This is a genomic window from Pseudomonas fluorescens, assembly GCF_041354075.1.
Lineage (GTDB): Bacteria > Pseudomonadota > Gammaproteobacteria > Pseudomonadales > Pseudomonadaceae > Aquipseudomonas > Aquipseudomonas fluorescens_CE.
In genome coordinates this window covers 99,478-125,434 of sequence record NZ_JARZGC010000012.1, presented here as the reverse complement: position 1 = coordinate 125,434, position 25,957 = coordinate 99,478, and the positions used below count along the sequence as shown (strand labels likewise).

At 60.6% G+C, this 25,957-nt stretch carries 20 protein-coding genes and 1 other RNA gene; 10 read left to right on the top strand and 11 right to left on the bottom strand.

Annotation, left to right across the window (positions count from 1 at the left end):
* The 6 genes from carB to grpE form a co-directional block, all read right to left on the bottom strand.
* Positions 1–3,222, bottom strand: a complete 3,222-nt coding sequence (gene carB, locus QIW53_RS17145; RefSeq protein ID WP_371050789.1) for a carbamoyl-phosphate synthase large subunit — start codon at positions 3,220–3,222, stop codon at positions 1–3.
* Positions 3,223–3,338: 116 nt separating this feature from the next.
* Complete coding sequence (carA, locus tag QIW53_RS17140; protein ID WP_371050788.1) at positions 3,339–4,475, bottom strand: glutamine-hydrolyzing carbamoyl-phosphate synthase small subunit; 1,137 nt, start codon at positions 4,473–4,475, stop codon at positions 3,339–3,341.
* A 260-nt stretch (positions 4,476–4,735) separates the two neighbouring features.
* Positions 4,736–5,542, bottom strand: coding sequence for a 4-hydroxy-tetrahydrodipicolinate reductase (gene dapB / locus QIW53_RS17135; RefSeq protein WP_371050787.1), 807 nt, complete (start codon positions 5,540–5,542; stop codon positions 4,736–4,738).
* 9 nt (positions 5,543–5,551) lie between these two features.
* Positions 5,552–6,676 (bottom strand): molecular chaperone DnaJ, encoded by a 1,125-nt coding sequence (gene dnaJ / locus QIW53_RS17130; RefSeq protein WP_371050786.1) that lies wholly within the window; start codon positions 6,674–6,676, stop codon positions 5,552–5,554.
* 297 nt (positions 6,677–6,973) lie between these two features.
* Positions 6,974–8,890, bottom strand: a complete 1,917-nt coding sequence (gene dnaK, locus QIW53_RS17125) for a molecular chaperone DnaK (protein ID WP_371050785.1) — start codon at positions 8,888–8,890, stop codon at positions 6,974–6,976.
* Between the two features lie 102 nt (positions 8,891–8,992).
* Entirely contained in the window at positions 8,993–9,559 is a 567-nt protein-coding gene (grpE, locus tag QIW53_RS17120; RefSeq protein ID WP_371050784.1) for a nucleotide exchange factor GrpE, read from the bottom strand.
* A 239-nt stretch (positions 9,560–9,798) separates the two neighbouring features.
* Between grpE and recN the strand changes: the two genes are divergently transcribed.
* Positions 9,799–11,472 (top strand): DNA repair protein RecN, encoded by a 1,674-nt coding sequence (gene recN, locus QIW53_RS17115; RefSeq protein ID WP_371050783.1) that lies wholly within the window; start codon positions 9,799–9,801, stop codon positions 11,470–11,472.
* A gap of 75 nt (positions 11,473–11,547) precedes the next feature.
* Here the strand turns inward: recN and fur are convergent, their stop codons facing one another.
* Positions 11,548–11,952 (bottom strand): ferric iron uptake transcriptional regulator, encoded by a 405-nt coding sequence (gene fur, locus QIW53_RS17110; protein WP_110966279.1) that lies wholly within the window; start codon positions 11,950–11,952, stop codon positions 11,548–11,550.
* A gap of 97 nt (positions 11,953–12,049) precedes the next feature.
* Here fur and QIW53_RS17105 point away from each other — a divergent pair, with 97 nt between their 5' ends.
* The gene (locus tag QIW53_RS17105; RefSeq protein WP_371050781.1) at positions 12,050–12,577 is read left to right on the top strand and encodes an outer membrane protein assembly factor BamE; all 528 of its coding nucleotides are present in this window, start codon (positions 12,050–12,052) and stop codon (positions 12,575–12,577) included.
* A 59-nt stretch (positions 12,578–12,636) separates the two neighbouring features.
* On the opposite strand, the gene QIW53_RS17100 is transcribed toward QIW53_RS17105, so the two are convergent.
* The 3 genes from QIW53_RS17100 to QIW53_RS17090 are packed head-to-tail and all read right to left on the bottom strand — an operon-like array spanning position 12,637 to position 14,789.
* A complete protein-coding gene (locus QIW53_RS17100) occupies positions 12,637–12,951 on the bottom strand; it encodes an RnfH family protein (protein WP_371050780.1) in 315 nt (104 codons plus the stop codon).
* On the bottom strand, positions 12,944–13,378 hold the full coding sequence (locus QIW53_RS17095) for a type II toxin-antitoxin system RatA family toxin (RefSeq protein ID WP_371050779.1): 435 nt from the start codon (positions 13,376–13,378) through the stop codon (positions 12,944–12,946). Before QIW53_RS17095 ends, QIW53_RS17100 begins: the two co-directional genes overlap by 8 nt.
* A 7-nt stretch (positions 13,379–13,385) precedes the next feature.
* Positions 13,386–14,789 (bottom strand): sodium-dependent transporter, encoded by a 1,404-nt coding sequence (locus tag QIW53_RS17090; RefSeq protein ID WP_371050778.1) that lies wholly within the window; start codon positions 14,787–14,789, stop codon positions 13,386–13,388.
* A gap of 118 nt (positions 14,790–14,907) precedes the next feature.
* On the opposite strand from QIW53_RS17090, the gene smpB reads away from it, so the two are divergent.
* The gene (gene smpB / locus QIW53_RS17085; RefSeq protein WP_371050777.1) at positions 14,908–15,390 is read left to right on the top strand and encodes an SsrA-binding protein SmpB; all 483 of its coding nucleotides are present in this window, start codon (positions 14,908–14,910) and stop codon (positions 15,388–15,390) included.
* A gap of 130 nt (positions 15,391–15,520) precedes the next feature.
* Here the strand turns inward: smpB and QIW53_RS17080 are convergent, their stop codons facing one another.
* Entirely contained in the window at positions 15,521–16,288 is a 768-nt protein-coding gene (locus QIW53_RS17080; protein WP_371050776.1) for a GntR family transcriptional regulator, read from the bottom strand.
* 261 nt (positions 16,289–16,549) lie between these two features.
* On the opposite strand from QIW53_RS17080, the gene QIW53_RS17075 reads away from it, so the two are divergent.
* The 7 genes from QIW53_RS17075 to ssrA all read left to right on the top strand — a co-directional run bounded on the left by QIW53_RS17075 (position 16,550) and on the right by ssrA (position 25,046).
* A complete protein-coding gene (locus tag QIW53_RS17075) occupies positions 16,550–18,244 on the top strand; it encodes a lactate permease LctP family transporter (RefSeq protein WP_371050775.1) in 1,695 nt (564 codons plus the stop codon).
* 139 nt (positions 18,245–18,383) lie between these two features.
* Complete coding sequence (locus QIW53_RS17070) at positions 18,384–19,208, top strand: (Fe-S)-binding protein (protein ID WP_371050774.1); 825 nt, start codon at positions 18,384–18,386, stop codon at positions 19,206–19,208.
* The gene (locus QIW53_RS17065) at positions 19,205–20,659 is read left to right on the top strand and encodes a LutB/LldF family L-lactate oxidation iron-sulfur protein (RefSeq protein ID WP_371050773.1); all 1,455 of its coding nucleotides are present in this window, start codon (positions 19,205–19,207) and stop codon (positions 20,657–20,659) included. The genes QIW53_RS17070 and QIW53_RS17065 overlap by 4 nt, the downstream gene beginning before the upstream one ends.
* The gene (locus QIW53_RS17060) at positions 20,659–21,330 is read left to right on the top strand and encodes a LutC/YkgG family protein (RefSeq protein WP_371050771.1); all 672 of its coding nucleotides are present in this window, start codon (positions 20,659–20,661) and stop codon (positions 21,328–21,330) included. Before QIW53_RS17065 ends, QIW53_RS17060 begins: the two co-directional genes overlap by 1 nt.
* A complete protein-coding gene (locus tag QIW53_RS17055) occupies positions 21,327–24,137 on the top strand; it encodes an FAD-binding and (Fe-S)-binding domain-containing protein (protein ID WP_371050769.1) in 2,811 nt (936 codons plus the stop codon). Before QIW53_RS17060 ends, QIW53_RS17055 begins: the two co-directional genes overlap by 4 nt.
* 130 nt (positions 24,138–24,267) lie before the next feature.
* Entirely contained in the window at positions 24,268–24,555 is a 288-nt protein-coding gene (locus QIW53_RS17050) for a hypothetical protein (RefSeq protein WP_371050768.1), read from the top strand.
* Between the two features lie 97 nt (positions 24,556–24,652).
* Positions 24,653–25,046, top strand: a transfer-messenger RNA (tmRNA) gene (ssrA, locus tag QIW53_RS17045).
* Positions 25,047–25,957 lie beyond the last annotated feature (911 nt).

Below are 25,957 nucleotides of genomic sequence, written 5' to 3'. Positions count from 1 at the left end.
TCATGCCTTCAACCCTGCATGTAGATCCTGCAAGCGACGCACGGTCTTTTCAGGACCGAACTTCAGCGCTTCGCAGATGGCCTCGCCCGCAGCAATGGTGGTGGTGCAGTAAATCTTGTGCTGCAGGGCATTACGACGAATGGAATACGAATCGGCGATCGACTGGCGACCTTCGGTGGTGTTGATGATCAGGGTGACTTCGTCATTCTTGATCATGTCGACCACGTGCGGACGGCCTTCGGTCACCTTGTTCACACGGCGCACTTTCAGGCCTGCGGCTTCGATCAGCTTGGCAGTACCGGCAGTGGCGACCACTTCGAAGCCCAAGTTGATCAGATCACGCGCTACGCCTGCAACCAATGGCTTGTCGTCATCACGCACGCTGATGAACGCAGTACCGCCGGTCGGCAGCACTTCACTGGCGCCCATCTGGGCCTTGGCGAAGGCTTCGCCGAAGGTGTCGCCGACACCCATGACTTCACCGGTGGACTTCATCTCCGGGCCGAGGATCGGGTCTACGCCCGGGAATTTGGCGAACGGGAACACCGCCTCTTTCACGCTGTAGAAGTTCGGAATGATTTCCTTGGTGAAACCCAGTTCCTGCAGGGTTTTACCGGCCATCACGCGCGCCGCGATCATGGCCAGGGAAACGCCGATGCACTTGGACACGAACGGTACGGTCCGCGAAGCACGCGGGTTGACTTCGATGACGTAGATGTCTTCGCCTTGCAGCGCCAACTGCACGTTCATCAAGCCGACAACTCCCAGCTCCAGGGCCATTTTCTTGACCTGTTCGCGCATCTCGTCCTGGATGTGCGCTGGCAGCGAGTACGGCGGCAAGGAGCATGCGGAGTCACCGGAGTGAACGCCCGCCTGTTCGATGTGCTGCATGATCGCGCCGATCACCACGTCTTTGCCGTCGCAGACCGCATCCACGTCCATTTCGATGGCGCAGTTGAGGAAGTGGTCCAGCAGCACCGGGCTGTCGTTGGACACTTGAACCGCTTCACGCAGGTAGCGCTTGAGCTCTTCTTCCTCGTAGACGATTTCCATCGCCCGACCGCCCAGCACGTAGGACGGACGCACCACCAGCGGGTAACCGATCTTCGAAGCGGCACGAATCGCTTCGTCTTCGCTGCGCACGGTGGCGTTCGGCGGCTGACGCAGGTTCAGGCGCTGAACCATCTGCTGGAAACGCTCACGGTCTTCGGCACGGTCGATGGCATCCGGGCTGGTGCCGATGATCGGCACGCCGGCGGCTTCAAGGGCACGCGCCAGCTTCAGCGGGGTCTGGCCACCGTACTGGACGATCACGCCTTTCGGCTTCTCGACCCGCACGATTTCCAGCACGTCTTCCAGGGTCACCGGCTCGAAGTACAGGCGATCGGAGGTGTCGTAGTCGGTGGACACGGTTTCCGGGTTGCAGTTGACCATGATGGTCTCGTACCCGTCATCGCGCAGCGCCAGGGCGGCGTGTACGCAGCAGTAGTCGAACTCGATACCCTGGCCGATGCGGTTAGGACCGCCGCCCAGGATCATGATCTTGTCGCGACCCGATGGCGCGGCTTCGCACTCTTCCTCGTAGGTCGAGTAGAGATAGGCGGTATCGGTGGCGAACTCGGCGGCGCAGGTGTCGACGCGCTTGTAGACCGGGAAGATCTCCAGCTTGTGGCGGTGCGCACGCAGGCTCTTCTCGGTCACACCCAGCAACTTGGCCAGGCGCTGATCGGAGAAGCCCTTGCGCTTGAGACGGAACATCAGGTCCTTGTCGATCGCCGACAGCCCCAGCGTCTTGACCTTCTCTTCGTCCTTGATCAGATCTTCCATCTGCACCAGGAACCAAGGGTCGATCATGGTCATGCCGAAGATGTCCTCGACACTCATGCCGGCGCGCATGGCGTCCGCCACGTACCAGATACGCTCGGCACCCGGCACGGTCAGCTCGCGCTTGAGGATGCTCATGCTTTCCGGGTTGCTCAGGTCAACCTTTTCGTCCAGGCCGCAAACGCCCACTTCCAGGCCGCGCAGGGCTTTCTGCAGGGATTCCTGGAAGGTCCGGCCGATGGCCATGACTTCACCGACCGACTTCATCTGGGTGGTCAGGCGTGCGTCGGCCTTGGCAAATTTCTCGAAGGCGAAGCGTGGCAGCTTGGTGACGACGTAGTCGATGGACGGTTCGAAGGACGCCGGGGTCTTGCCGCCGGTGATGTCGTTCGACAGCTCGTCCAGGGTGTAACCCACGGCCAGCTTGGCCGCGACCTTGGCGATCGGGAAGCCGGTGGCTTTCGAGGCGAGGGCAGAAGAGCGGGATACACGCGGGTTCATCTCGATCACGACCATGCGGCCGGTGTTCGGGCAGATACCGAACTGAACGTTGGAACCACCGGTCTCCACGCCGATCTCGCGCAGTACCGCCAGGGAGGCGTTACGCAGGATCTGGTATTCCTTGTCGGTCAGGGTCTGTGCCGGCGCCACGGTGATCGAGTCACCGGTGTGCACGCCCATCGGGTCGAAGTTTTCGATGGAGCAGACGATGATGCAGTTGTCCTTTTTGTCGCGGACAACTTCCATTTCGTATTCTTTCCAGCCGATCAGCGATTCGTCGATCAGCAGCTCCTTGGTCGGCGACAGGTCCAGACCACGGGCGCAGATTTCTTCGAACTCTTCACGGTTGTAGGCGATGCCGCCACCGGTGCCGCCCATGGTGAAGGACGGACGAATGATGCACGGGAAGCCCAGCTTCTCGAGGACCGCATTGGCCTCTTCCATGCTGTGGGCGATGCCGGAGCGCGGGCAGGCCAGGCCGATGGCCTTCATGGCCTTGTCGAAACGCGAACGGTCTTCGGCCTTGTCGATGGTGTCGGCGTTGGCGCCGATCATTTCCACACCGAATTTTTCCAGAACGCCTTCGCGCTCCAGGTCCAGGGCGCAGTTCAGGGCGGTCTGGCCACCCATGGTCGGCAGCAGCGCGTCCGGACGCTCTTTTTCGATGATCTTGGCAACGGTCTGCCACTTGATCGGCTCGATGTAGGTGGCGTCGGCCATGGCCGGGTCGGTCATGATGGTGGCCGGGTTGGAGTTCACCAGGATGACGCGGTAGCCCTCTTCGCGCAGGGCTTTGCAGGCCTGGGCGCCGGAGTAGTCGAATTCGCAGGCCTGGCCGATCACGATCGGGCCAGCGCCGAGAATCAGGATGCTTTTAATGTCTGTACGTTTTGGCATGGGTTGTCACTCAAATCCGCAGGTCAGTCGGCAAGCCGTCTTGTTCAATCGGTGAAGCCTGGAGGGGCCGCCGGTCTCGGGACCGCCTCCAGGCCTTGCTGCATCAGGGCCAGCGATCAGCGTCGCTTGGCCATTTCATTGATGAAGCGGTCGAACAGTGGTGCTACGTCGTTCGGGCCAGGGCTGGCTTCAGGGTGACCCTGGAAGCTGAAGGCGCTCTTGTCGGTACGCTCGATCCCTTGCAGGGTGCCGTCGAACAGCGATTTGTGGATCGCCCGGACGTTGGCTGGCAGGGTCGCTTCGTCTACCGCAAAACCGTGGTTCTGGCTGGTGATCATCACCACGCCGCTGTCCAGGTCCTGGACCGGGTGGTTGGCACCGTGGTGGCCGTGGCCCATTTTCAGGGTCTTGGCGCCGGACGCCAGGGCCAGCAGTTGGTGGCCCAGGCAGATGCCGAATACCGGAATTTCGGTTTCCAGCACTTCTTTGATCGCCTGGATGGCGTAGTCGCAAGGCTCCGGATCGCCAGGGCCGTTGGACAGGAACACGCCATCGGGCTTGAGGGCAAGCACGTCGGCAGCCGGCGTTTGCGCAGGCACCACGGTGACGCGGCAGCCGCGCTCAACCAGCATGCGCAGGATGTTCACCTTGACGCCGTAGTCGTAGGCCACGACGTGGTAAGGCAGCTCGGACGCTTCAATCGTCGCGTGACTGTCGGTCTTCAGATCCCAGACCGTCGAACGCCACTCGTAGGATTCCTTGGTGCTCACGACTTTCGCCAGGTCCATGCCCTTGAGGCCTGGGAAACCCCGGGCAGCGGCGATGGCGGCCTCGTCGGAAATGTTGTCACCGGCCAGGATGCAGCCGTTCTGCGCGCCCTTCTCACGCAGGATGCGCGTCAGGCGGCGGGTGTCGATACCGGCGATGGCCACCACGTTGTTGGCCTTCAGGTAATCGGACAGGGACATCGTGTTACGCCAGTTGCTCGCCACCAGTGGCAGGTCACGGATAACCAGGCCAGCGGACCAAACGCGGTTCGACTCGGCGTCTTCCGGCGTGGTGCCGGTGTTGCCGATGTGCGGGTAGGTCAGGGTCACGATCTGTTGGGCGTAGGAAGGATCGGTAAGGATTTCCTGATAGCCGGTCATTGCGGTGTTGAACACCACCTCACCAACGGTTTGACCGTCGGCACCAATGGCTTCGCCGCGAAAAATGCTGCCATCAGCAAGGGCAAGTATGGCTGGCTTAGTCAAGAAGACCTCCCGTAAATAAAGCCTGAAAGGGCGATCGCAGGTTGTAAAAAAGCGGAGTGACGTATGGACACGTCACCCCGCTTCTTCACTGAATTATTCTGCGCGCTTTTAGTGGACACACTAAAGCTGTAGCTTACAGAAAAAGGCGTTTTTGGTCTACCGCCAATGAGCCGTTAAGGCTGGAGAATGCGACAGGACGTCACTTGGCGTAATGAAACCGGGGCCCAATCGTGGATTTGAGCCCGGTTTCGGGGCACATCTTAACGCAGTTCGAGCACGTCTTGCATGTCATAGAGGCCAGGTTCGCGCGCATCCAGCCACAACGCGGCGCGCACCGCACCCTTGGCGAACGTCATGCGACTGGACGCCTTGTGGGTGATCTCCAGCCGCTCGCCTTCACAAGCGAACAACACCGTGTGATCGCCCACCACGTCGCCGCCGCGAACGGTGGCGAAACCGATGGTTTCACGCTCACGCGCACCGGTGTGACCCTCACGGCCATAGACCGCGACTTTCTGCAGATCGCGATCCAGCGCATCGGCGATCACTTCGCCCATGCGCAGGGCCGTGCCGGACGGCGCATCGATCTTGTGCCGGTGATGAGCCTCGATGATCTCGATATCGGCATCATCCCGCAGGACCCTCGCCGCCATGTCGAGCAGCTTGAGCGACAGGTTGACGCCGACGCTGAAGTTGGCGGCGAACACGATGGGGATATCCTTGCCCGCTTCGACCAGCAACTGCTTCTGCGTCGCGTCCAGGCCGGTCGTGCCGATGACCATGGCCTTGCCGGCCTTGCGGCAGAACGCCAGGTTTTTCAGCATGACTTCCGGCAGCGTGAAGTCGATCAGCACATCGAACTCATCCGCGACCGCGTCCAGGTTGCCGGACAGTGGCACACCGATACGCCCCAGCGAGGCCAGCTCACCGGCATCCACGCCGATCAGCGTGCTGCCGGGGCGCACGATCGCGGCGGTCAGGCCGGTCAGCGGTGCGCGTTGCTGCACCGCCTCGACGAGGATTTTGCCCATGCGGCCAGCGGCGCCCATGACAGCTATACGTCGCATGCTCACTCCTTACAGATCGCCGAAGAAGCGTTTCACGCCTTCGAACCAGCCGGTGGTTTTTGGCGAGTGACTGTTGTCACCCTCCAGCGAGCTGCGGAACTCCTCCAGCAGTTCGCGTTGACGGCGACCCAGGTTGACCGGGGTTTCGACCGCGACACGGCACATCAGGTCACCGGCACCGCCGCCACGCACAGGGGCAACGCCCTTGCCACGCACACGGAACTGCTTGCCGGTCTGGGTCCCTTCAGGGATTTTCAGCTTGACCCGACCATCGAGGGTCGGAATCTCCAGTTCGCCACCCAGCGCCGCATCGACGAAGCTGATCGGCACTTCGCAGAACAGGTGCTTGCCGTCGCGCTGGAAGATCGCGTGCTCACGCACGTTGATCACCACATACAGGTCGCCGGTCGGGCCGCCCTGGGCGCCCGCCTCGCCTTCACCCGACAGGCGAATGCGGTCACCGGTATCGACACCGGCCGGCACTTTCACGGACAGGGTCTTGTACTCTTCGACACGGCCGTCACCGTTGCAGGAGCTGCACGGATCGGAAATGATCTTGCCCTGGCCATGGCAGCGCGGGCAGGTCTGCTGCACCGAGAAGAAACCTTGCTGCATGCGCACCTGACCGATACCACCGCAAGTCGGGCAGGTCACAGGCGAAGAGCCTTTCTTGGCCCCGGAGCCGTCGCACGGCTTGCAGTTGACCAGCGTCGGAACGCGGATATTCACGGTCGTGCCGCGCACCGCTTCTTCCAGGTTCAGTTCCAGGGTGTAGCGCAGGTCGCTGCCACGCTGGGCGCCGCCACGGGCACCGCCGCGACCGCCACCGAAGAAGTCGCTGAACACATCACCGAAGATGTCGGAGAAATTCTGGCCACCGAAACCGGCACCGCCGCCACCCATGCTCGGGTCGACGCCGGCATGACCGTACTGGTCGTACGCGGCACGCTTGCTGGAGTCGGACAGCACTTCGTAGGCCTCGTTGGCCTCCTTGAACAGCTCTTCCGACGCCTTGTCATCAGGATTACGGTCCGGGTGGTGCTTCATCGCCAGACGGCGATAGGCCTTCTTCAGGTCCGCTTCGCTCGAGCCGCGCTCGACACCCAATACTTCGTAATAGTCACGCTTTGCCATAAGTCTTCTGCACCCTTGAGGACGTTCAGCCAACCTCTCCTGAGCTTCGCCAAACTCGTTGAGCCCCAATACAGGCCCGGACCCAACTCACGTCAATTCAACGATCCTGGTCTTGATTCGATGTGGCATTTGCGGCGCGGAAAGCAGGAGCATCCCCGGCCATGCCTGCAACACGCGAGCGTTGTCGCATGCTGTAAAAATTCGTGTACTCCAGACACGCCAACGCGGGAGCAGGCTCCCGCGCGGCGACATCCTACCAGTCACTGCCCGAAGGCAGTCAACCGGACGACCAACAACTTACTTGTTGTCTTTGACTTCTTCGAACTCGGCGTCGACCACGTCGTCAGCCTTCTCGGCCGATTCGCCTTGCGGTGCAGCACCTTCAGCAGGTTGAGCCTGCTCGGCGTACATCTTCTGCGCCACAGGAGCGGAGACTTTCGACAGTTCTTCGACCTTGGCTTCGATGGCAGCCTTGTCGTCGCCCTTGACGGCGGCTTCCAGGGCAACCACGGCCGCTTCGATTGCAGTCTTCTCTTCAGCGCTCACCTTGTCGCCAGCATCGGCGACCATTTTGCGCGTGGAGTGAACCAGTGCATCACCCTGGTTGCGGGCAGCGGCCAGCTCTTCGAACTTGCGGTCTTCCTCGGCGTTCGCCTCGGCGTCACGGACCATGCGCTCGATCTCTTCGTCAGACAGGCCGGAGTTGGCCTTGATCACGATCGACTGAGTCTTGCCGGTGGCCTTGTCCTTGGCGCCTACGTGCAGAATGCCGTTGGCGTCGATGTCGAAGGTCACTTCGATTTGTGGCACGCCACGTGGTGCTGGTGGAATCTCGGCCAGGTCGAACTTGCCCAGGGACTTGTTCTGCGCCGCTTGCTTGCGCTCGCCTTGCAGCACGTGAATGGTCACGGCGCCCTGGTTGTCGTCGGCCGTCGAGAACACTTGCGATTTCTTGGTAGGAATCGTGGTGTTTTTCTCGATCAGCGCCGTCATCACGCCGCCCATGGTTTCGATACCCAGGGTCAGCGGGCTGACGTCGAGCAGCAGAACGTCTTTCACGTCACCGGCCAGAACGGCGCCCTGGATGGCAGCACCCATGGCAACGGCTTCGTCCGGGTTCACGTCTTTACGTGCTTCTTTGCCGAAGAACTCGGTGACCAGCTTCTGAACCAGTGGCATACGGGTCTGACCGCCGACCAGGATCACGTCGTTGATCGAACCGACGTCGATGCCGGAGTCTTTCAGCGCGATGCGGCAAGGTTCGATGGTGCGTTGAACCAGGTCTTCCACCAGCGATTCCAGCTTGGCGCGGGAGATCTTCACGTTCAAGTGCTTAGGACCGGTCGCGTCTGCAGTGATGTACGGCAGGTTGACGTCGGTCGACTGAGCGGAAGACAGCTCGATCTTGGCTTTTTCAGCAGCTTCCTTCAGGCGCTGCATGGCCAGCGGATCACCCTTGAGGTTCATGCCGCTTTCTTTCTTGAATTCGTCGACGAGGTAGTCGATCAGACGGATGTCGAAGTCCTCACCACCCAGGAAGGTGTCGCCGTTGGTGGCCAACACTTCGAACTGGTGCTCACCGTCGACTTCAGCGATTTCGATCACGGAGACGTCGAACGTACCGCCACCCAGGTCATAAACGATCACGGTGTGATCGCCCTTGGCCTTGTCCATACCGTAAGCCAGAGCGGCTGCGGTCGGTTCGTTGATGATGCGTTTTACGTCCAGACCGGCAATGCGACCGGCGTCCTTGGTGGCTTGACGCTGGCTGTCGTTGAAGTAGGCCGGAACGGTGATCACCGCTTCGGTCACTGGCTCGCCGAGGTAGTCTTCGGCGGTTTTCTTCATCTTTTTCAGGATTTCAGCCGAGATTTGTGGCGGTGCCATTTTCTGGCCGTTCACTTCAACCCAGGCGTCATTGTTGTCAGCCTTGACGATCTTGTAAGGGACCATCTGGATGTCTTTCTGAACCACTTCTTCTTCGAAGCGACGACCGATCAGACGCTTCACCGCGTACAGGGTGTTGTGGGGATTGGTCACAGCCTGACGCTTGGCCGACTGGCCGACCAGGATTTCGCCATCGTTGGCGTAAGCGATGATCGAAGGCGTGGTGCGCGCGCCTTCGGCGTTCTCGATCACTTTGGCCTTGCCGTTTTCCAGCACGGAGACGCAGGAGTTGGTAGTCCCCAGGTCGATACCGATAATTTTGCCCATGTTCACTCTCCCGAAACTTTGGATTTGGTTGCCGCAGCAGTGGTGGCTAACTGCGGTAGCACTTAAACGCTTGACTTATAAATGGGGGCCTTGCGGCCAATTTCAAGCCTGCTCGTTGATAGAAGGCGAAACTGGCGCGACAGGCTTGCTGACCACGACCATGGCCGGGCGCAGCAGGCGACCGCTGAGCTGATAACCCTTCTGGAACACCTTCAGAACGCTGTTGGGCTCGACGTCGGCGCTTTCCTGCATGGCCATTGCCTGGTGAAGAGCGGCATTGAACGGTTCGCCATGCGGGTCGATCGCTTCCAGGTTGTAACGCTTGAGGGTGTCCTGGAACATCTTCAGGGTCAGCTCGATGCCTTCGCGCATCGGACGGATGCTTTCGTCGTCCGGGTTGGACAGCTCTAGGCCGCGCTCCAGGCTGTCGATGATCGGCAGCAAGTCGCCGGCGAATTTTTCCAGTGCAAATTTGTGAGCCTTTTCGACGTCCTGCTCGGCGCGACGACGGACGTTCTGCAGATCGGCGGCTACGCGCAAAGCGTTATCCTGCGCGCCGGCCAGTTGCTCTTCGAGCACTTGAACACGAGTCGCCAGGTCTTCAGCCGAAGCCTCGGGCGCCTGGTTGGCGTCTGGGTTTTGCGTATCTACTGTCTGTTCGTCAGCCATAGAATTCTCCTTTCAATAACGTCCGCGAGCTCGACTCGCGCTTCTGTCCCGGTATATGGGGCCGCAAAAACCAGCTTCAAGGGGTGCCCTTGATTAACCCTACAAAAAACCCTGCATTGTCATTCCTTGATGCGCTAACGATTTCGTCGGACCAAGCGAATCGACCTAAGCGAGGGCATTGTCAGCCGCAAATAAAACACTGTATAAATAACCAGACCTAAAGCCTGGGAGCGGCCGTCATGCTGGTGCACCTGTCCGTACACAACTACGCCATCGTTGAACATCTCGATCTCGAACTCGATCGCGGGATGAGCGTGATCACAGGGGAAACCGGCGCCGGCAAGTCGATCATGCTCGACGCCCTGGGCTTGACGCTGGGGGATCGCGCCGACAGCGGCGTGGTCCGCCCCGGTGCTGACAAGGCCGACATCCTGGCCACATTCGACCTGATCGATATTCCGGAAGCCAGCGCCTGGCTGGCCGAGCGCGACCTGGAGAATGACGGGCCGTGCATCCTGCGCCGGGTCATCACCGCCGAAGGCCGCTCGCGCGGCTACATCAATGGCACGCCCTGCCCACTGGGCGACCTCAAGGCCCTGGGCGAGCTGTTGATCGACATCCACAGCCAGCATGAACACCAGTCCCTGCTCAAGACCGACACGCACCGCCGCCTGCTCGACGAATATGCCGGCGCCACCGACCTTGCCCGTCAGGTGCAGCTCGCCGCCCAGCGCTGGCGCCAAACCAGTCAGGAGCTGGAGCGCCTGACCAACTCGGGCGACGAGCAACGCGCTCGCCATCAGTTGCTCAGTTATCAGCTTGAAGAGCTGGAAAACCTGGGCCTTGGCGAAAACGAACTGGAAGAGCTGGAGCAGGAACACAAGAACCTGACCAATGCCGAAACCTTGCTCGGCATCTGCCGGCAAGTGGTCGAGCAATGCAGCGAAAGTGATTCAGGCAATGTCCTGAACGCCCTGACCGCCAGCCTCAATCGTCTGTCGAGCGTCAACAGCTCGATTGGCGCACTGGGTGAGGCCAGCAGCTTGCTGACCAGCGCACAGATCCAGGTCGAGGAGGCCGTGGGCGAGCTGAATCGCTTCCTCGACAACTTCGACGCCGACCCGGCACGCCTGCAATACCTGGAAGAGCGCCTCGACGCGATCTACACCATGGCGCGCAAACACCGTATCCAGCCCACCGAGGTGGCCGAGTTGCAGCAACGGCTGCTGGATGAAATCGAGACCCTGAACGCCAACGACGAGTCGATCGAACGCCTGAGCGACGAGCTGGCGTCCTACGCCCGTCATTACCAGGAGAAGGCCCGGGAGTTGAGCGATCTGCGCCACCAGGCGTCAAGCAGCCTGGCCAGCGCCGTTGAGCAGGAGATTCAACGCCTGGGCATGCCGGGCGGTCGCTTCACCATCGAGTTGCGCCCTAACAGTGGCGGCGACCTGCTGCCCAATGGCCTGGAGCAGGTCGAGCTGCTGGTCAGCGCCAATCCCGGCCAGCCACTCAAAGCCCTGGCCAAGGTCGCCTCGGGCGGTGAACTGTCGCGGATCAGCCTGGCGATCCAGGTGATCACCGCACAGACATCGCGAGTGCCCACCCTGGTGTTCGATGAAGTGGACGTGGGCATCGGCGGGCCAACCGCCGAGATCGTCGGCCAGTTGCTGCGGCGCCTGGGCGAGCGCGGCCAGGTGCTGACCGTGACTCACTTGCCGCAAGTGGCGGCCCAAGGGCATCAGCATCTATTTGTGCACAAGGTGCGCGGCGAGAAAGCGACCCACACGGCCGTCTCCAAGCTGAGCAAAAATGATCGCGTCGAGGAGGTCGCTCGAATGCTGGGCGGCATCGACTTGACGAAGGAATCCCTGGCGCACGCGAAGAAGATGGTGGTCACCGCAAAAATCTAGCGGCGCACAAAGCACAAAGGCGACCCTGGGGTCGCCTTTGTTCGTTTCGCGAGCCTGGCAGCTCACGCGACATGCTTACTTTTTCTTGCGTACGTACAGCACCAGATTGTGATCAACCATTTCGAAGCCATACTTCTCGACGATCGCTTTCTGCAGGTTTTCGATTTCCTGATCGAAGAACTCGATCACTTCGCTGGTTTCGACGTTGACCATATGGTCGTGATGCTTGCCGTCGTCCAGCTCGAAGACCGCATGGCCCCCGTCGAAGTTGTGCCGCACCACAAGGCCAGCTGCCTCGAACTGGGTCAGTACACGGTAGACCGTGGCCAGACCGACGTCCTCGCCAGCCTCCATCAGCGCCTTGTAGACATCCTCGGCACTCATGTGGCGCTGCTCGGCGGAATCGAGCATTTGCAGAATTTTGACCCGTGGCAGGGTCACTTTGAGGCCGGCTTTGCGTAGTTCGCTATTTTCAACCATGGTCAGCTTTCTCGCGATGCTGCTTCGCAGCTTCTCTTAATGCGGGTATGATCGGCGTTTACGTTGTCCCAGCCAAGATAGTGGAAGTCGCCCACCGATGCAAAACACCAAGCTCTTGCTAACCAGTTTCACCTTTGTGGGACTGCTCGCACTCGCCGGTTGTTCATTCCCCGGGGTTTACAAAATCGACATCCAGCAGGGCAATGTCGTCACGCAGGATATGATAGACCAGTTACGCCCGGGAATGACCCGACGGCAAGTACGGTTTATCATGGGTAACCCCCTGCTGACCGACACGTTCCATGCCGATCGCTGGGATTATCTGTACAGCCTGCAACCGGGTGGCGGTGAACGCCAACAGGAACGCATCAGCCTTATCTTCAACCCAAATGATCAACTTGTCAGCCTCGCCGGTGACTTCATGCCAGGCGTGAGCCGTGATGAAGCCATTCTGGGCCAGGACAGCGGCACTACCGTGACCGCTCCTGCCGAGAACGTCGAGAAGCCAAAACCGGAAAAACCGGCCAAGCCAGGTTCGTTGCTGGATCAGATCCAGAAGGACGTCGACGGCGTAGAAACCGTCCCGGTCCCGACACCAGAACCGCTGGACACATCGCCGCAATAATTTGCGACGCAATAAAAAACCCGGAAATTCCGGGTTTTTTATTGCCTGGGTTTCAGCCGTCAGGCATTGCGCGCCTTCGCCTCGGCCGCTTTGGCAGCGCGCAGGCGGCGAACCTCTTTGGGGTCCGCCACCAGCGCCCGGTAGATCTCCAGGCGATCCCCAGCCTCAACCTGACGCGCATCCGGGTCACCGATCACCTTGCCGAAAACCCCGACCGGGCAATCAGCCAGGTTCAACTGCGGGAATTCGCTGTCCAGCCCGCAACTCAACAGCGCGGCGCGTACGCTGGTGCCGGCCGGCACCGAAAAGCTGCGCAACACCTGGCGATCAATGGCGGCATACACCACTTCAATCTCGATCACGGCTTCAACCATGCATCTGCTTGGCGCGCTGGCAGAACGCATCCACCAGGGTGTTGGCCGCCTGATTGAACAACGGCCCCAGGGTGGCGCGGACAATCGGCCCGGCGTAGTCGAACGACAGGTCCAGGCTGATCTTGCAGGCCTTGTCGGTCAGGGCCTTGAATACCCAGATACCGTGCAACTGGGTGAAGGGGCCCTCTTCGAGGTTCATCTCGATCGATTGCCCCGGCACCAGGGTATTGCGCGTCACGAAATGCTGGCTGAGCCCGCCCTTGGCCACGCCGACGCTCGCGCGCATGTAGTCGGGGGAGCTTTCCAGGACTTCGGCCGAGGAACACCAGGGCAGAAACTCCGGGTAGCGCGCCACGTCGTTGACCAGGTCATACAGCGCTTGCGCCGGATACGGCAGCAAGGCCGAACGTTGAATGTGTGTCGTCATGTCAGCGTCACTTCCACAGCTGGGCGGCAAACACTACGAGAATGCCGATGGGCGCCACATAGCGCATCAAAAACAGGGTCAGGGTGAACAGCCCGGGGTTACGGATCGACAATTCGTCGCGCACCGCTTCACGCCCCATCACCCAACCCGCAAACAACACGAAGCACAAGCCACCGAGTGGCAACATGATCCGCGAGGTGAAGAAATCGATCACACCAAAGAAATCCAGACCGCCGGCGGCACCCCACTGGTAGAGATGGAATACGCCGCCTTCGTTCACGAAAAACCGGGCCTGTTTCCAGATGTTGAACGAAAACACCGTCCCCAGGCCAACGAACCAGCAAGTGAACGCGAGCCAGAACGTCACCCAGGCGCGCCTGACTTTAGTCCGCTCGACCAGGTAGGCGACCATGGGCTCAAGCAGCGAAATGGCCGAACTCCAGGCCGCAATCGCCACCAGCACGAAGAACACTACGCCCATCAGCTGGCCAAAGGCTACGTTACCAAAGGCAAAGGGCAGGCTGACGAACATCAGCCCCGGTCCTTCGCTGGGGTTCAGCCCGGCGGCAAATACGATGGGGAAGAGCGCGAGGCCGGCCACCAGCGAAACGAAGGTATCGAGCAACGCGACGCCGACCACCGTGCCGGCAATCGATGACTGCTTGGGCATGTAGGCGCCGTAGATCATGATCGAGCCCACGCCGACGCTCAACGAGAAGAACGCATGCCCCATGGCCGGCAACAGGCCGTCGAGGACCTTTTCCGGGTGGAAGTCGAACATGAAGTGCAGGCCGTCCATGAAATGGCCGGTGGTCATGCTGTAGCCCAGCAACACCAGAACCATGACGAACAGCAGCGGCATCATGATGCGCAAACTGCGCTCAAGCCCCGCCACCACGCCCTTGGCGATCACAAACGCCGACAGCAGCATGAAAACTGTGTGCCAAAGTGTCAGGCGCCAGGGGTCGGCGATCACCTTGCCAAAGTACGCGCCGACCTGATCAGGCGTCACACCCTGGAAATCGCCACGCCCCATGTCGATGATGTAATCCAGCGACCAACCGCCGACGACGCTGTAGAACGACAGGATCAGCAAGGCCGTGATCATCCCGGCGAAGGCGCCCCAGGACCACCTCGCCGAGTGCCCGGCCTCCAGCGCCAGCACCTTCAGGGCATTGGCCGGACTTTGCCGCGCGCGCCGCCCGATCAGTGTTTCCGCCAGCATTACCGGTACACCGATCAGCGCGATACAGGCCAGGAACATCAACACGAAGGCCCCGCCGCCGTAGATCCCGACCATGTACGGGAATTTCCAGATGCTGCCCAGGCCCACGGCCGAACCGGTCGCGGCCAGAATGAAGACCCAGCGGCTGGCCCAGCTGCCGTGGACAGAAACCTTGTCTGTCGACATCGTTGTCACGTCCAAGCATTGCAAAAAGAGCGCGCATTGTCCGGGATTCGATCAACCTGCTCAAGCACGCAGCATGCCCGTAGCCGACTCGCTTGCAACGCCCTATAATGCCGCCCCTATGGCTAAACAGAAGAAACACCCTACAGGGACCATCGCGCAGAATAAAAAGGCGCGACACGATTACTTCATCGAGCACAAGTTCGAGGCTGGACTGGTCCTGGCCGGCTGGGAAGTAAAAAGTCTGCGGGCAAGCAAGCTGCAGTTGGTCGACAGCTACGTGCTGCTCAAGGACGGCGAAGCCTGGTTGCTCGGCAGCCACATCACGCCGCTGATGACGGCCAGCACCCACGTCATCGCCGACCCGACCCGTACCCGCAAGCTGCTGCTCAACCGACGCGAACTGGACAAGCTGGCCACCTCGGTGCAGCAAAAGGGTTACGCCTGCGTGTGCCTGTCCTGGTACTGGAGCAAGCACATGGTCAAGTGCGAAATCGCGCTGGGCAAGGGCAAGAAGGAATACGACAAGCGTGATACCGAACGCGAGCGCGACGCCGGTCGCGAGCTGCAGCGTGCGGTGCGCAACAAGGGCAAGGAAGAGTAATTCGCTCGTCCTGATGGCCCCATCGTCGGAGCGCCGCCCGGAGCATGCTCGCTCCTACAGGAATATCACGCCCCCTGTAGGAGCGAGCATGCTCGCGATAGCAATTGCCCTGTCACTGCAAATCTGCCGCCTACATCCCCTTCCGCCGCTCCGCCCGAGCCACCCGCTGCACTTCCTGACGCACCTCTTCCAGCACTTCCTGCACATACAGAATGTGTCGGCTGGAAACTTCCCGCGCCTGCTCCGCCCTGCCCTCGATAATCGCCATGTACAACTCGCGATGCTGCGTGATCAGCATGTCGCGGGTTTCCGTGCGTTGCTTGTACATGCCGCCGATGTTGGTCACCACGTTGCGCTTGAGCAGGTCGAACAGCCCACGGATGGTGTGCAGCAGCACGGCGTTGTGACTGGCTTCGGCGATGGCCAGGTGGAATTTGGCGTCCGCTGCCCCTTCTTCGGCGCGACTGACCTCGTCGTGGCGCGAGTAACAATCCTGCAACTCGTTGAAAGCGGTCGTCAGGCGTTCGCGGTCGACATCCGTGGCACGCAGCGCCGCGTAATAGGCGCAGGAGGCTTCCAGGGTGTGGCGAAATTCCAGCAGGTCTCGCTGGGCTTCGGGGTTGCTCTCCAGCAGGTGCAGCAGCGGGTCGCTGAACGTGGTGCCCAAGGACTCGACCACATAATTGCCGCCACCCTGGCGACTGACCAGCAAGCCCTTGGCCGCCAGTTTCTGAATCGCTTCGCGCAACGAAGGGCGTGACACGCCGAATTGCTCGGCCAGCGCACGCTCGGCCGGCAAACGCTCGCCCGCCTTCAACGTACCCTCGAGGATCATCCCCTCCAGCCGCTCGACAATATCGTCAGACAAACGGCGCTGACGAATCTGATCAAACCCCATAACTCAAATCTCCACGATCCCGACGGCTCGCCGGGCTCTCTATTCTGGCCTATCGGCGCCAGGCCGGCACGCACCAGACAGCATTTGTTCGGGCGAATCACGCAGATGGCACAGCGCTTATTCGACAAAAGTTTAAGTGCTGCAAATTGACACACCACCGACAAGGCTTTTACCCTAGCGAACAGCGATTGTAAATTGGTATTACCAATTAACCAAGCACGCTGACCAGTGCCTACCAACAACAACTAGGGGCCACCCCATATGCAAACCTGGCAACAGCTCTACAGCCCGCTCGGCAGTCTCGGCCTGTCCGCCCTCGCGGCCGTCATTCCCATCGTATTTTTCTTCCTGGCACTGGCGGTGTTCCGCCTCAAGGGCCACGTGGCCGGCAGCATTACGCTGGCCCTGTCGATCCTGGTGGCCATCTTCGCGTTCCAGATGCCGGCCGACATGGCGTTCGCCGCAGCCGGATATGGCTTCGCCTATGGCCTGTGGCCGATCGCGTGGATCATCGTGGCTGCGGTGTTCCTCTACAAACTGACGGTCAAGAGTGGTCAGTTCGAGGTGATCCGCAGTTCGGTCCTTTCGATCACCGACGACCAGCGCCTGCAGGTGCTGCTGATCGGTTTCTGCTTCGGTGCTTTCCTGGAAGGTGCGGCCGGTTTCGGCGCGCCGGTGGCGATTACCGCCGCCCTGCTGGTGGGCCTGGGTTTCAACCCGCTGTACGCGGCCGGCCTGTGCCTGATTGCCAACACCGCGCCAGTGGCCTTCGGCGCCCTGGGCATCCCGATCATCGTGGCCGGGCAAGTGACCGGCATCGACGCCTTCAAGATCGGCGCCATGACCGGTCGTCAACTGCCGCTGCTGTCGCTGTTCGTGCCGTTCTGGCTGGTGTTCATGATGGACGGCCTGCGTGGCGTGCGTGAAACCTGGCCGGCCGCGCTGGTGGCGGGTTTGAGCTTTGCCATCACCCAGTACTTCACGTCGAACTTCATCGGCCCTGAACTGCCGGACATCACCTCGGCACTGGCCAGCCTGATTTCCCTGACCCTGTTCCTGAAAGTCTGGCAGCCAAAACGCGCCGCCGGCCAACACATCGCCGGGGCCGTCTCGGCCTCCGTCGTCAACGCCAGCGTCGGCGGGTTTGGCCAGAAGCGCACCACCGAGGCCTCGCCTTACAGCCTGGGTGAAATCATCAAGGCCTGGTCGCCGTTCCTGATCCTTACCGTACTGGTCACCATCTGGACCCTGAAGCCGTTCAAGGCGATGTTTGCCGCCGGTGGCTCGATGTACAGCTGGGTGTTCAACTTCGCGATTCCGCACCTGGATCAACTGGTGATCAAGACCGCACCGATCGTGGCCGCGCCTACCGCCATTCCAGCGGTGTTCAAGCTCGACCCGATCTCCGCGACCGGCACGGCGATCTTCTTTTCGGCATTGATCTCGATGCTGGTGCTGAAGATCAACGTCAAAACTGGTCTGACCACTTTTAAGGAAACCTTTTTCGAACTGCGCTGGCCGATCCTGTCCATCGGCATGGTGCTGGCCTTCGCTTTCGTCACCAACTACTCGGGCATGTCCTCGACCATGGCCCTGGTATTGGCCGGCACGGGCGCGGCGTTCCCGTTCTTCTCGCCGTTTCTCGGCTGGCTGGGCGTGTTCCTGACCGGTTCCGATACGTCGTCGAACGCGCTGTTCAGTTCCCTGCAAGCGACCACCGCGCACCAGATCGGCGTCAACGACACCTTGCTGGTAGCGGCGAACACCAGCGGCGGCGTGACCGGCAAGATGATCTCGCCTCAATCGATCGCCGTGGCCTGCGCCGCGACCGGCCTGGTGGGCAAGGAATCGGATCTGTTCCGTTTCACCCTCAAGCACAGTTTGTTCTTCGCCACCATCGTCGGCCTGATCACCCTGGCTCAAGCCTACTGGTTCACCGGCATGCTGGTGCACTGAGTCAACACGCACGAACCGACGCCGCCCGGATGGCGGCGTCAGCTATTCACCACCCGGTCCGCAAGGCTGCTGAAAGCATCGCGCGCTATGCTTGAGCAGCCTCAGCGGACGAATAACCGGGACCACCCGGAGACGCCTGATGAGCGAGCTTTTTTACAACGCCGTGCCGAACGCGACCCGCGTCGCCCCGCCCCTGCCCGAGCCTCGACAGTATCCCGGCGAAAAACCGTCCCGGGTTTATCTGTTCGGCACCTGCGTGGTGGATCTGTTCTATCCGGAAGCCGGGATGGATGCGATCCACCTGCTGGAGCGCGAAGGTATTCGCGTCGAGTACCCGCAAGGGCAGAGCTGCTGCGGACAGCCGGCCTACACCTCGGGTTACACCGAACAGGCCCGGACCGTGGCGCGTGCGCAGCTGGCATTGTTTGCCGGTGACTATCCGGTGGTGGTGCCGTCGGGTTCCTGTGCGGGCATGATTCGTGAACACTACGCCGACCTGTTCAAGGACGAGCCGCACACGTTGAAACAGGTTCAGGCCCTGGCGGCCCGGACTTACGAATTGGCCGAGTTCCTGTTGTTTGTCTGCAAGGTGCAGCTCGAGGACAATGGCGCCCCGGTCAAGGTGGCCCTGCACACGTCGTGCTCGGCGCGCCGGGAAATGAATACCCACCTGCACGGTCGCGAGCTGTTGGCGCAACTGGGCAATGTGGAGCGGGTCGAGCACAGCCATGAAAGCGAATGCTGTGGCTTCGGTGGGACGTTCAGCGTCCGTATGCCGGATATTTCCGGGGCGATGGTGGCTGACAAGACCCGCGCGTTGAAGGAATCCGGTGCGCATCAGGTACTCAGTGCCGACTGCGGATGCCTGATGAACATCAACGGCTCTCTGGAAAAACAGCAGGAAGCGTTGCGCGGTCAGCACCTGGCGAGTTTCCTCTGGCAACGAACCGGAGGCGGCCAATGAACGCTTCCACGATCATTCCTACGGTTGCCGTAGAAGAAGATTTCCACACCCGTGCGCACAAGGCACTGGGTGACCCGCAATTGCGAAACAACTTTCGCAAGGCGATGGATTCACTGATGACAAAACGGGCAGCGTCCTTCAGCGATGCCCACGAAAGAGAACATTTGCGAGCGCTGGGCAATGCCGTCCGCGCCCGTGCGTTATCCAAGCTGCCCGACCTGCTCGAACAGCTTGAACAGAACCTGACCCGCAACGGTGTGACAGTGCACTGGGCGGAAACGGTGGACGAAGCCAATGACATCGTCCTCTCGATCATCCGCGCTCACGAGGGGCGGCAAGTGATCAAGGGCAAATCGATGGTCAGCGAAGAGATGGAAATGAACCATGTCCTCGAAGCTCAAGGCATTGAATGCCTGGAGTCGGACATGGGGGAATACATCGTTCAGCTCGACCACGAGAAGCCTTCACACATCATTATGCCGGCGATCCACAAGAATGCCGGTCAGGTCGCGTCCTTGTTCCACGACAAACTTGGCGTGGAATACACCAAGGACGTTGACCAACTCATTCAGATCGGTCGCAAGGTCTTGCGGCAGAAATTCTTCGAAGCGGACATCGGCGTCTCCGGCGTCAACTTCGCCGTGGCCGAAACCGGCACCCTGCTGCTGGTGGAAAACGAAGGCAACGGGCGCATGACCACCACCGTGCCGCCGGTGCACATCGCCGTTACCGGCATCGAGAAAGTCGTGGAAAACCTGCGCGACGTGGTGCCGCTGCTGTCGCTGCTGACCCGCTCTGCCCTGGGCATTCCGATCACCACCTACGTCAACATGATCTCCGGCCCGCGCAAGGAGCACGAGCTCGACGGCCCGCAGGAAGTGCACCTGGTGCTGCTGGACAACGGTCGCAGCCAGGCCTTTGCCGACAGCGAACTGCGTCAGAGTCTGAACTGCATCCGCTGCGGCGCCTGCATGAATCATTGCCCGGTCTACACCCGAATCGGCGGCCACGCCTATGGGGAGGTGTACCCCGGCCCTATCGGAAAAATCATCACCCCGCACATGGTCGGCCTGGCGAAAGTGCCGAACCATCCCAGCGCCTCGTCGCTGTGCGGGGCCTGCGGTGAGGTGTGCCCGGTGAAGATCCCGATCCCCTCGCTGCTGCGCCGCCTGCGCGAAGAAAACGTCAAGGCGCCGGACAGCCCGCATCAAGTCATGCGCGGCCAGGGCAGCAAGTATTCGCGCAAGGAACGCCTGATCTGGAACGCCTGGGCGCGGCTCAACAGCTCGCCGACGCTGTACCGTCTGTTCGGCTTTCTCGCCACGCGCCTGCGTGCGCTCGCACCGAGCAACGTCGGCCCCTGGACGCAAAACCACAGCGCGCCGAAACCCGCTGCCCGCTCACTGCACGACATGGCCCGCGAACACTTGGGCAAACAGGGAGACCGCTGATGAGCGCCAAGCAAAACATCCTCGGCAAATTGCGCAAAAGTCTGACCGGTACCACACCCGTGCCCGACAACTTCGATGTCGAATTGGTGACTGCGCCCTACACCTACGCACCGGAACAGCGCATTGCGCAACTGCGCAAACTGATGGAAGCGGTGCACACGGAAATCCATCTGACCTCGGGCGAAGGCTGGCCGGCGTTGCTCGCGCAATTGCTTGGCGAGCGCCAACTGCCGAGCCTGCTGATCGCGCCGACCACCGCTCACGGTCAACAGATCACTCAGCACTGGGCGAACAATCCGGGGTTGCCGGCACTCAAATCCTACGACCGTCCGGTGGAGGAATGGAAAGCCGAGCTGTTCAACGACACCCCGGCCAGCCTGACCGGCACGCTCGGGGCCATCGCGGCGACAGGCAGCCTGATTCTCTGGCCGACGCGGGAAGAACCGCGCTTGATGAGCCTGGCGCCCTCGGTGCATTTCGCCCTGGTCAAGGCCAGTGAAATCCGCGACAACTTCTATCAGGTGCAGCAGGAGTTCAACTGGGCCCAGGGCATGCCGACCAACGCGCTGCTGGTGTCCGGCCCGTCGAAGACCGCCGACATCGAGCAAGTCCTGGCATATGGCGCCCACGGTCCGAAGGACCTGGTGGTTTTGATTCTGGAGGACCAATGAGTCTACCGGCCGCTTTCCTGCGAGATGCGCAGCAACTGATCCCCCCAGAGCGCCGTTTCGACGACCCTCTGTCGACATTGGCCTTCGGCACCGACGCCAGTTTCTACCGGCTGATTCCGAAACTGGTGATCCGCGTCGAATCCGAGGACGAGGTGATCGCCCTGCTCAAGCTGGCACAACGGGATCAGGTCCCGGTGACGTTCCGCGCCGCCGGCACCAGCCTGTCCGGCCAGGCCATCAGCGGCTCGGTGCTGATCGTGCTGGGGGATAACTGGAACGGCCGCGAGATTCGTGGCCAGGGCACGCAAATCCGCCTGCAACCGGGCGTGATCGGCGCCCAGGCCAACGCCTGGCTGGCACCGTTCGGACGCAAGATCGGCCCGGACCCCGCCTCGATCAACGCCTGCAAGATAGGCGGCATCGTCGCCAACAATGCCAGCGGCATGTGCTGCGGCACGGCGCAAAACACCTACCACACGCTGGCCGGGATTCGCTTGGTGCTGGCCGACGGCAGCCGTCTCGACACCGAAGATGCGGCGAGTGTCGCGGCGTTTCGCCAAAGCCACGGCGAACTGCTGGATCGCCTGGCGCAGCTGGGCCGCGAAACCCGCGCCAACAGCGAGCTGGCCGCGAAGATCCGCCACAAGTATCGCCTGAAAAATACCACCGGCCTGTCACTCAATGCCCTGGTGGATTTCGACGAGCCTGTGGATATCTTGAGCCACCTGCTGGTGGGCTCCGAAGGCACGCTCGGGTTCATCAGCGCGGTCACCTACGACACCGTGATCGACCACCCGAACAAAGCCTCGGCGCTGATCGTGTTCCCCGATGTGGAGACCTGCTGCAACGCCGTCAGCGTGTTGAAGAGCCAGCCGGTGTCGGCCGTGGAACTGCTCGACCGGCGCAGCCTGCGCTCGGTGCAGAACAAGCCAGGCATGCCGGATTTCGTACAACACCTGTCGGACAATGCCTGCGCGCTGTTGATCGAATCCCGCGCCGCATCCTCCACCCTGCTGCACGAGCAACTGGCGCAGATCATGGCGTCGCTGGCGTCGTTCCCAGTGGAGAAACAGGTCGACTTCACCGAAAACCCGGTGGAAAACGCCCGTCTCTGGGCCATCCGCAAGGACACCTTCCCCGCCGTCGGCGCCGTGCGTAAAACCGGCACGACAGTGATCATCGAGGACGTGACCTTCCCGGTGGAACAACTGGCGATTGGCGTGAACCGCCTGATCGAGCTGTTCGACAAACATCACTACGACGAAGCAATCCTTTTCGGACACGCCCTGGAAGGCAATCTGCATTTCGTCTTCACCCAAGGCTTCAACAACCCCGAAGAAGTCGCACGCTACCAGGCGTTCATGGATGACGTCGCGCAGTTGGTCGCCGTGGAGTTCGGCGGCTCGCTGAAGGCCGAGCACGGCACCGGCCGCAACATGGCGCCCTTCGTCGAACTGGAATGGGGCAGCGACGCCTATCAGTTGATGTGGCAACTCAAACGCCTGCTCGACCCCAACGGCATTCTCAACCCGGACGTGGTGCTCAGCGAAGATCCACAGATTCACCTCAAGCACCTGAAACCGCTGCCGGCCGCCGACGAGATCGTCGACAAGTGCATCGAGTGCGGATTCTGCGAACCGGTGTGCCCCTCCAAAGGCCTGACCCTGAGCCCGCGCCAGCGCATCGTGATCTGGCGTGACATCCAGGCGAAAAAGCGTGCCGGCGTGGACACCCGCGAACTGGAAGCCGCGTATGAGTACCACGGCCTCGAGACCTGCGCCGCCACCGGGTTGTGCGCCCAGCGTTGCCCGGTCGGCATCAACACCGGCGACCTGGTGAAAAAGCTGCGCGGCCGTACAGCCACCCATACGAAAACCGCCAACTGGCTTGAAGGCAATTTCGCCACCGCCCTGCAAGGCGCACGCTTCACCCTGCACGTGGCCAACGGCGCGCGGATGCTGCTGGGGGCGCCACGCCTGGCCAAACTGTCGGCGACCCTGACGAAGGTGTCCAAGGGCCAGGTCCCTCAATGGACCAACGCCATGCCGCAGCCGGAGAAAGCGATTCGCTTCAGCCCGAGCGTATCGGACGCCCGTCCGCGCGTGGTGTACCTGGCGGCTTGCGTCTCGCGAGTGATGGGGCCGGCGGCCGGTGACAAAGAGCAAACGTCGCTGTACGAAAAGACCCGTGGCCTGCTGGAAAAAGCCGGCTACCAGGTCGTCCTTCCGGACAACCTCGACAGCCTGTGCTGCGGCCAACCGTTCGCCTCAAAAGGCTACGCCGAGCAGGCGGAACACAAGCGCCAGGAAATGCTGGGCGCCCTGCTGCACGCCAGCCGTGGCGGCCTCGATCCGATCTACTGCGACACCAGCCCCTGCACCCTGCGCCTGGTCCAGGACCTGGGCGATGTCCGACTCGACCTGTACGACCCGGTGCGTTTCATCCGTACGCACCTGATGGACCGGCTCGAGTTCATGCCCCAGGAAGCCCCGATCGCAGTCCACGTCACCTGCAGCACCCAACACCTGGGCGAAAGCCAGGCGCTGATCGACCTGGCCCGCAAGTGCAGCAAAAACGTGGTGATTCCCGAAGGGATTCATTGCTGCGGGTTTGCCGGCGACAAGGGCTTCACCACACCGGAACTGAACGCCCACTCGCTGCGCACCCTCAAGGACGCCGTGCAGACCTGCAACGAAGGGATTTCCACCAGCCGCACCTGCGAAATCGGCCTGACCCAACACGGCGGCATCGACTACCACGGCCTGGTCTACCTCGTGGATCGCGTCACCCGGGCGAGGGCCATCTGAAGAAAAATAGAACCCTGACGCGCGGCTGTAGTCCACCGAATAAGCCCGGACATTGCCGGGCCATACCCAAACTCGGCAGCCCGTGCTGACGGCCAGCAAATGCCTGGACCCTCAGTTCAAGGAGATACACATGAAACGTTCTGTACTGTTAGGTCTGTTCGTTACAGCTTCCATGATGGCGTCCACCACGTTTGCGGCGAGCAAGACGGATAATCTGTGTGAAACCAATATCAAAACCATCGAGAACAACAAGGCACAGGTCAAGCCGGACATGCAGGGGCAGATTGAAGTCTCGCTCAACAAAGCCAAGGCGTTGCTGAACAAAGGTGATGACACCAGCATCAAGCAATGCATCACCGAGACCGAGCAGACCCTCACCGAACTGCAGAAAACCAACAAAGACGGCAAAAGCAGCTGACCTGGCGCGCAGGCCAACCTTCGGGTTGGCCTTCCGGGCCGCTTTGGCGTACACTGCACAGGCCTGTTGCTCACATGATTCACCGAGCATCAGGCTCGGGGCCGTTTAGGATTCGACGCCGGTTGCGAAACTTTAGGTGCATGCCGAGTTGGTAACAGAACTCGTAAATCCACTGTTGCAACTTCTTATAGTTGCCAATGACGAAACCTACGGGGAATACGCTCTCGCTGCGTAAGCAGCCTTAGCTCTTCCCTTCTGGTACCTTCGGGTCCAGCAATCATCAGGGGATGTCTGTAAACCCAAAGTGATTGTCATATAGAACAGAATCGCCGTGCAGTACGTTGTGGACGAAGCGGCTAAAACTTACACAACTCGCCCAAAGCACCCTGCCCGTCGGGTCGCTGAGGGTTAACTTAATAGACACGGCTACGCATGTAGTACCGACAGCGGAGTACTGGCGGACGGGGGTTCAAATCCCCCCGGCTCCACCACTTCATCATCTAAAGACGTCCACGGACGTCTTTTTTGTGCCTGAAACCCAGTTAAATCAAGGGCTTAAGGGCTATTGGGCTCCACTGATGCCCTTTGGGTTCCAGGCGCATCGGTATTCCCAATGGTATTCCCAGCCTCCGGCTGCTAGTTTTGGGAATACCAAAAACGGCAAGGAGCCTTAATTGGTCGTGCTGACTACCCATTTGTTTTGCAATTTGGCGGCTGTCTAGACGGGGCTCGCCGTCAATCTGAGTCAGGAGGAATGCACTCATGTTGACACCCCCCATGACTGATCGACGCCCTTAGGCGTGCTGCCATTTCATGGACAGCCATAATTGCGCGCTTTTTGGCAGGTTGAGGGCGCGGTCTTTTCCCGCGTTCGCCCAAGACTTCCAGCTTTTCTCGTAACTTTTGGATTTCTAATTTCTGTGACTGTATGGTTCGTTGTTTTGCAGATAGCTCAAAAATACTAAGCCTATCTCGGTTCTCGAGCACAGCAATCTCAACACTTTTCGCGAGGACAATAATTTTAGCTTTTTCAGCCCGAGCTAACGCAGATTGCAGTTCAATTCTGATCTTGCTGGCTGATTCGATTGACCAACGCCAAGCGTGCGTTATCACCACCACAAAGGGGCATAGTTACGGACACGGTAACGATGCCCCTTTTTCTTCAAGATCCTTTCAATTTCAAAGTTTAAAATTTCAGTAAGCTGCGCAGTCTGTAGCTAACACGATGCCGCGGGTTACCGACCCCGTACGTCTTTGAACTACACAGGGTCCTTGGCTAGAACCAGAACCCATTCTAACTTCTGAAACTTGGCACCCGACTTCCTAACGCTGAACCCTTAATCCACCTTTAAATCTGGCGTATTCAAAGCAATCTAACATTACTGCAAAAGCCGTATTTTCC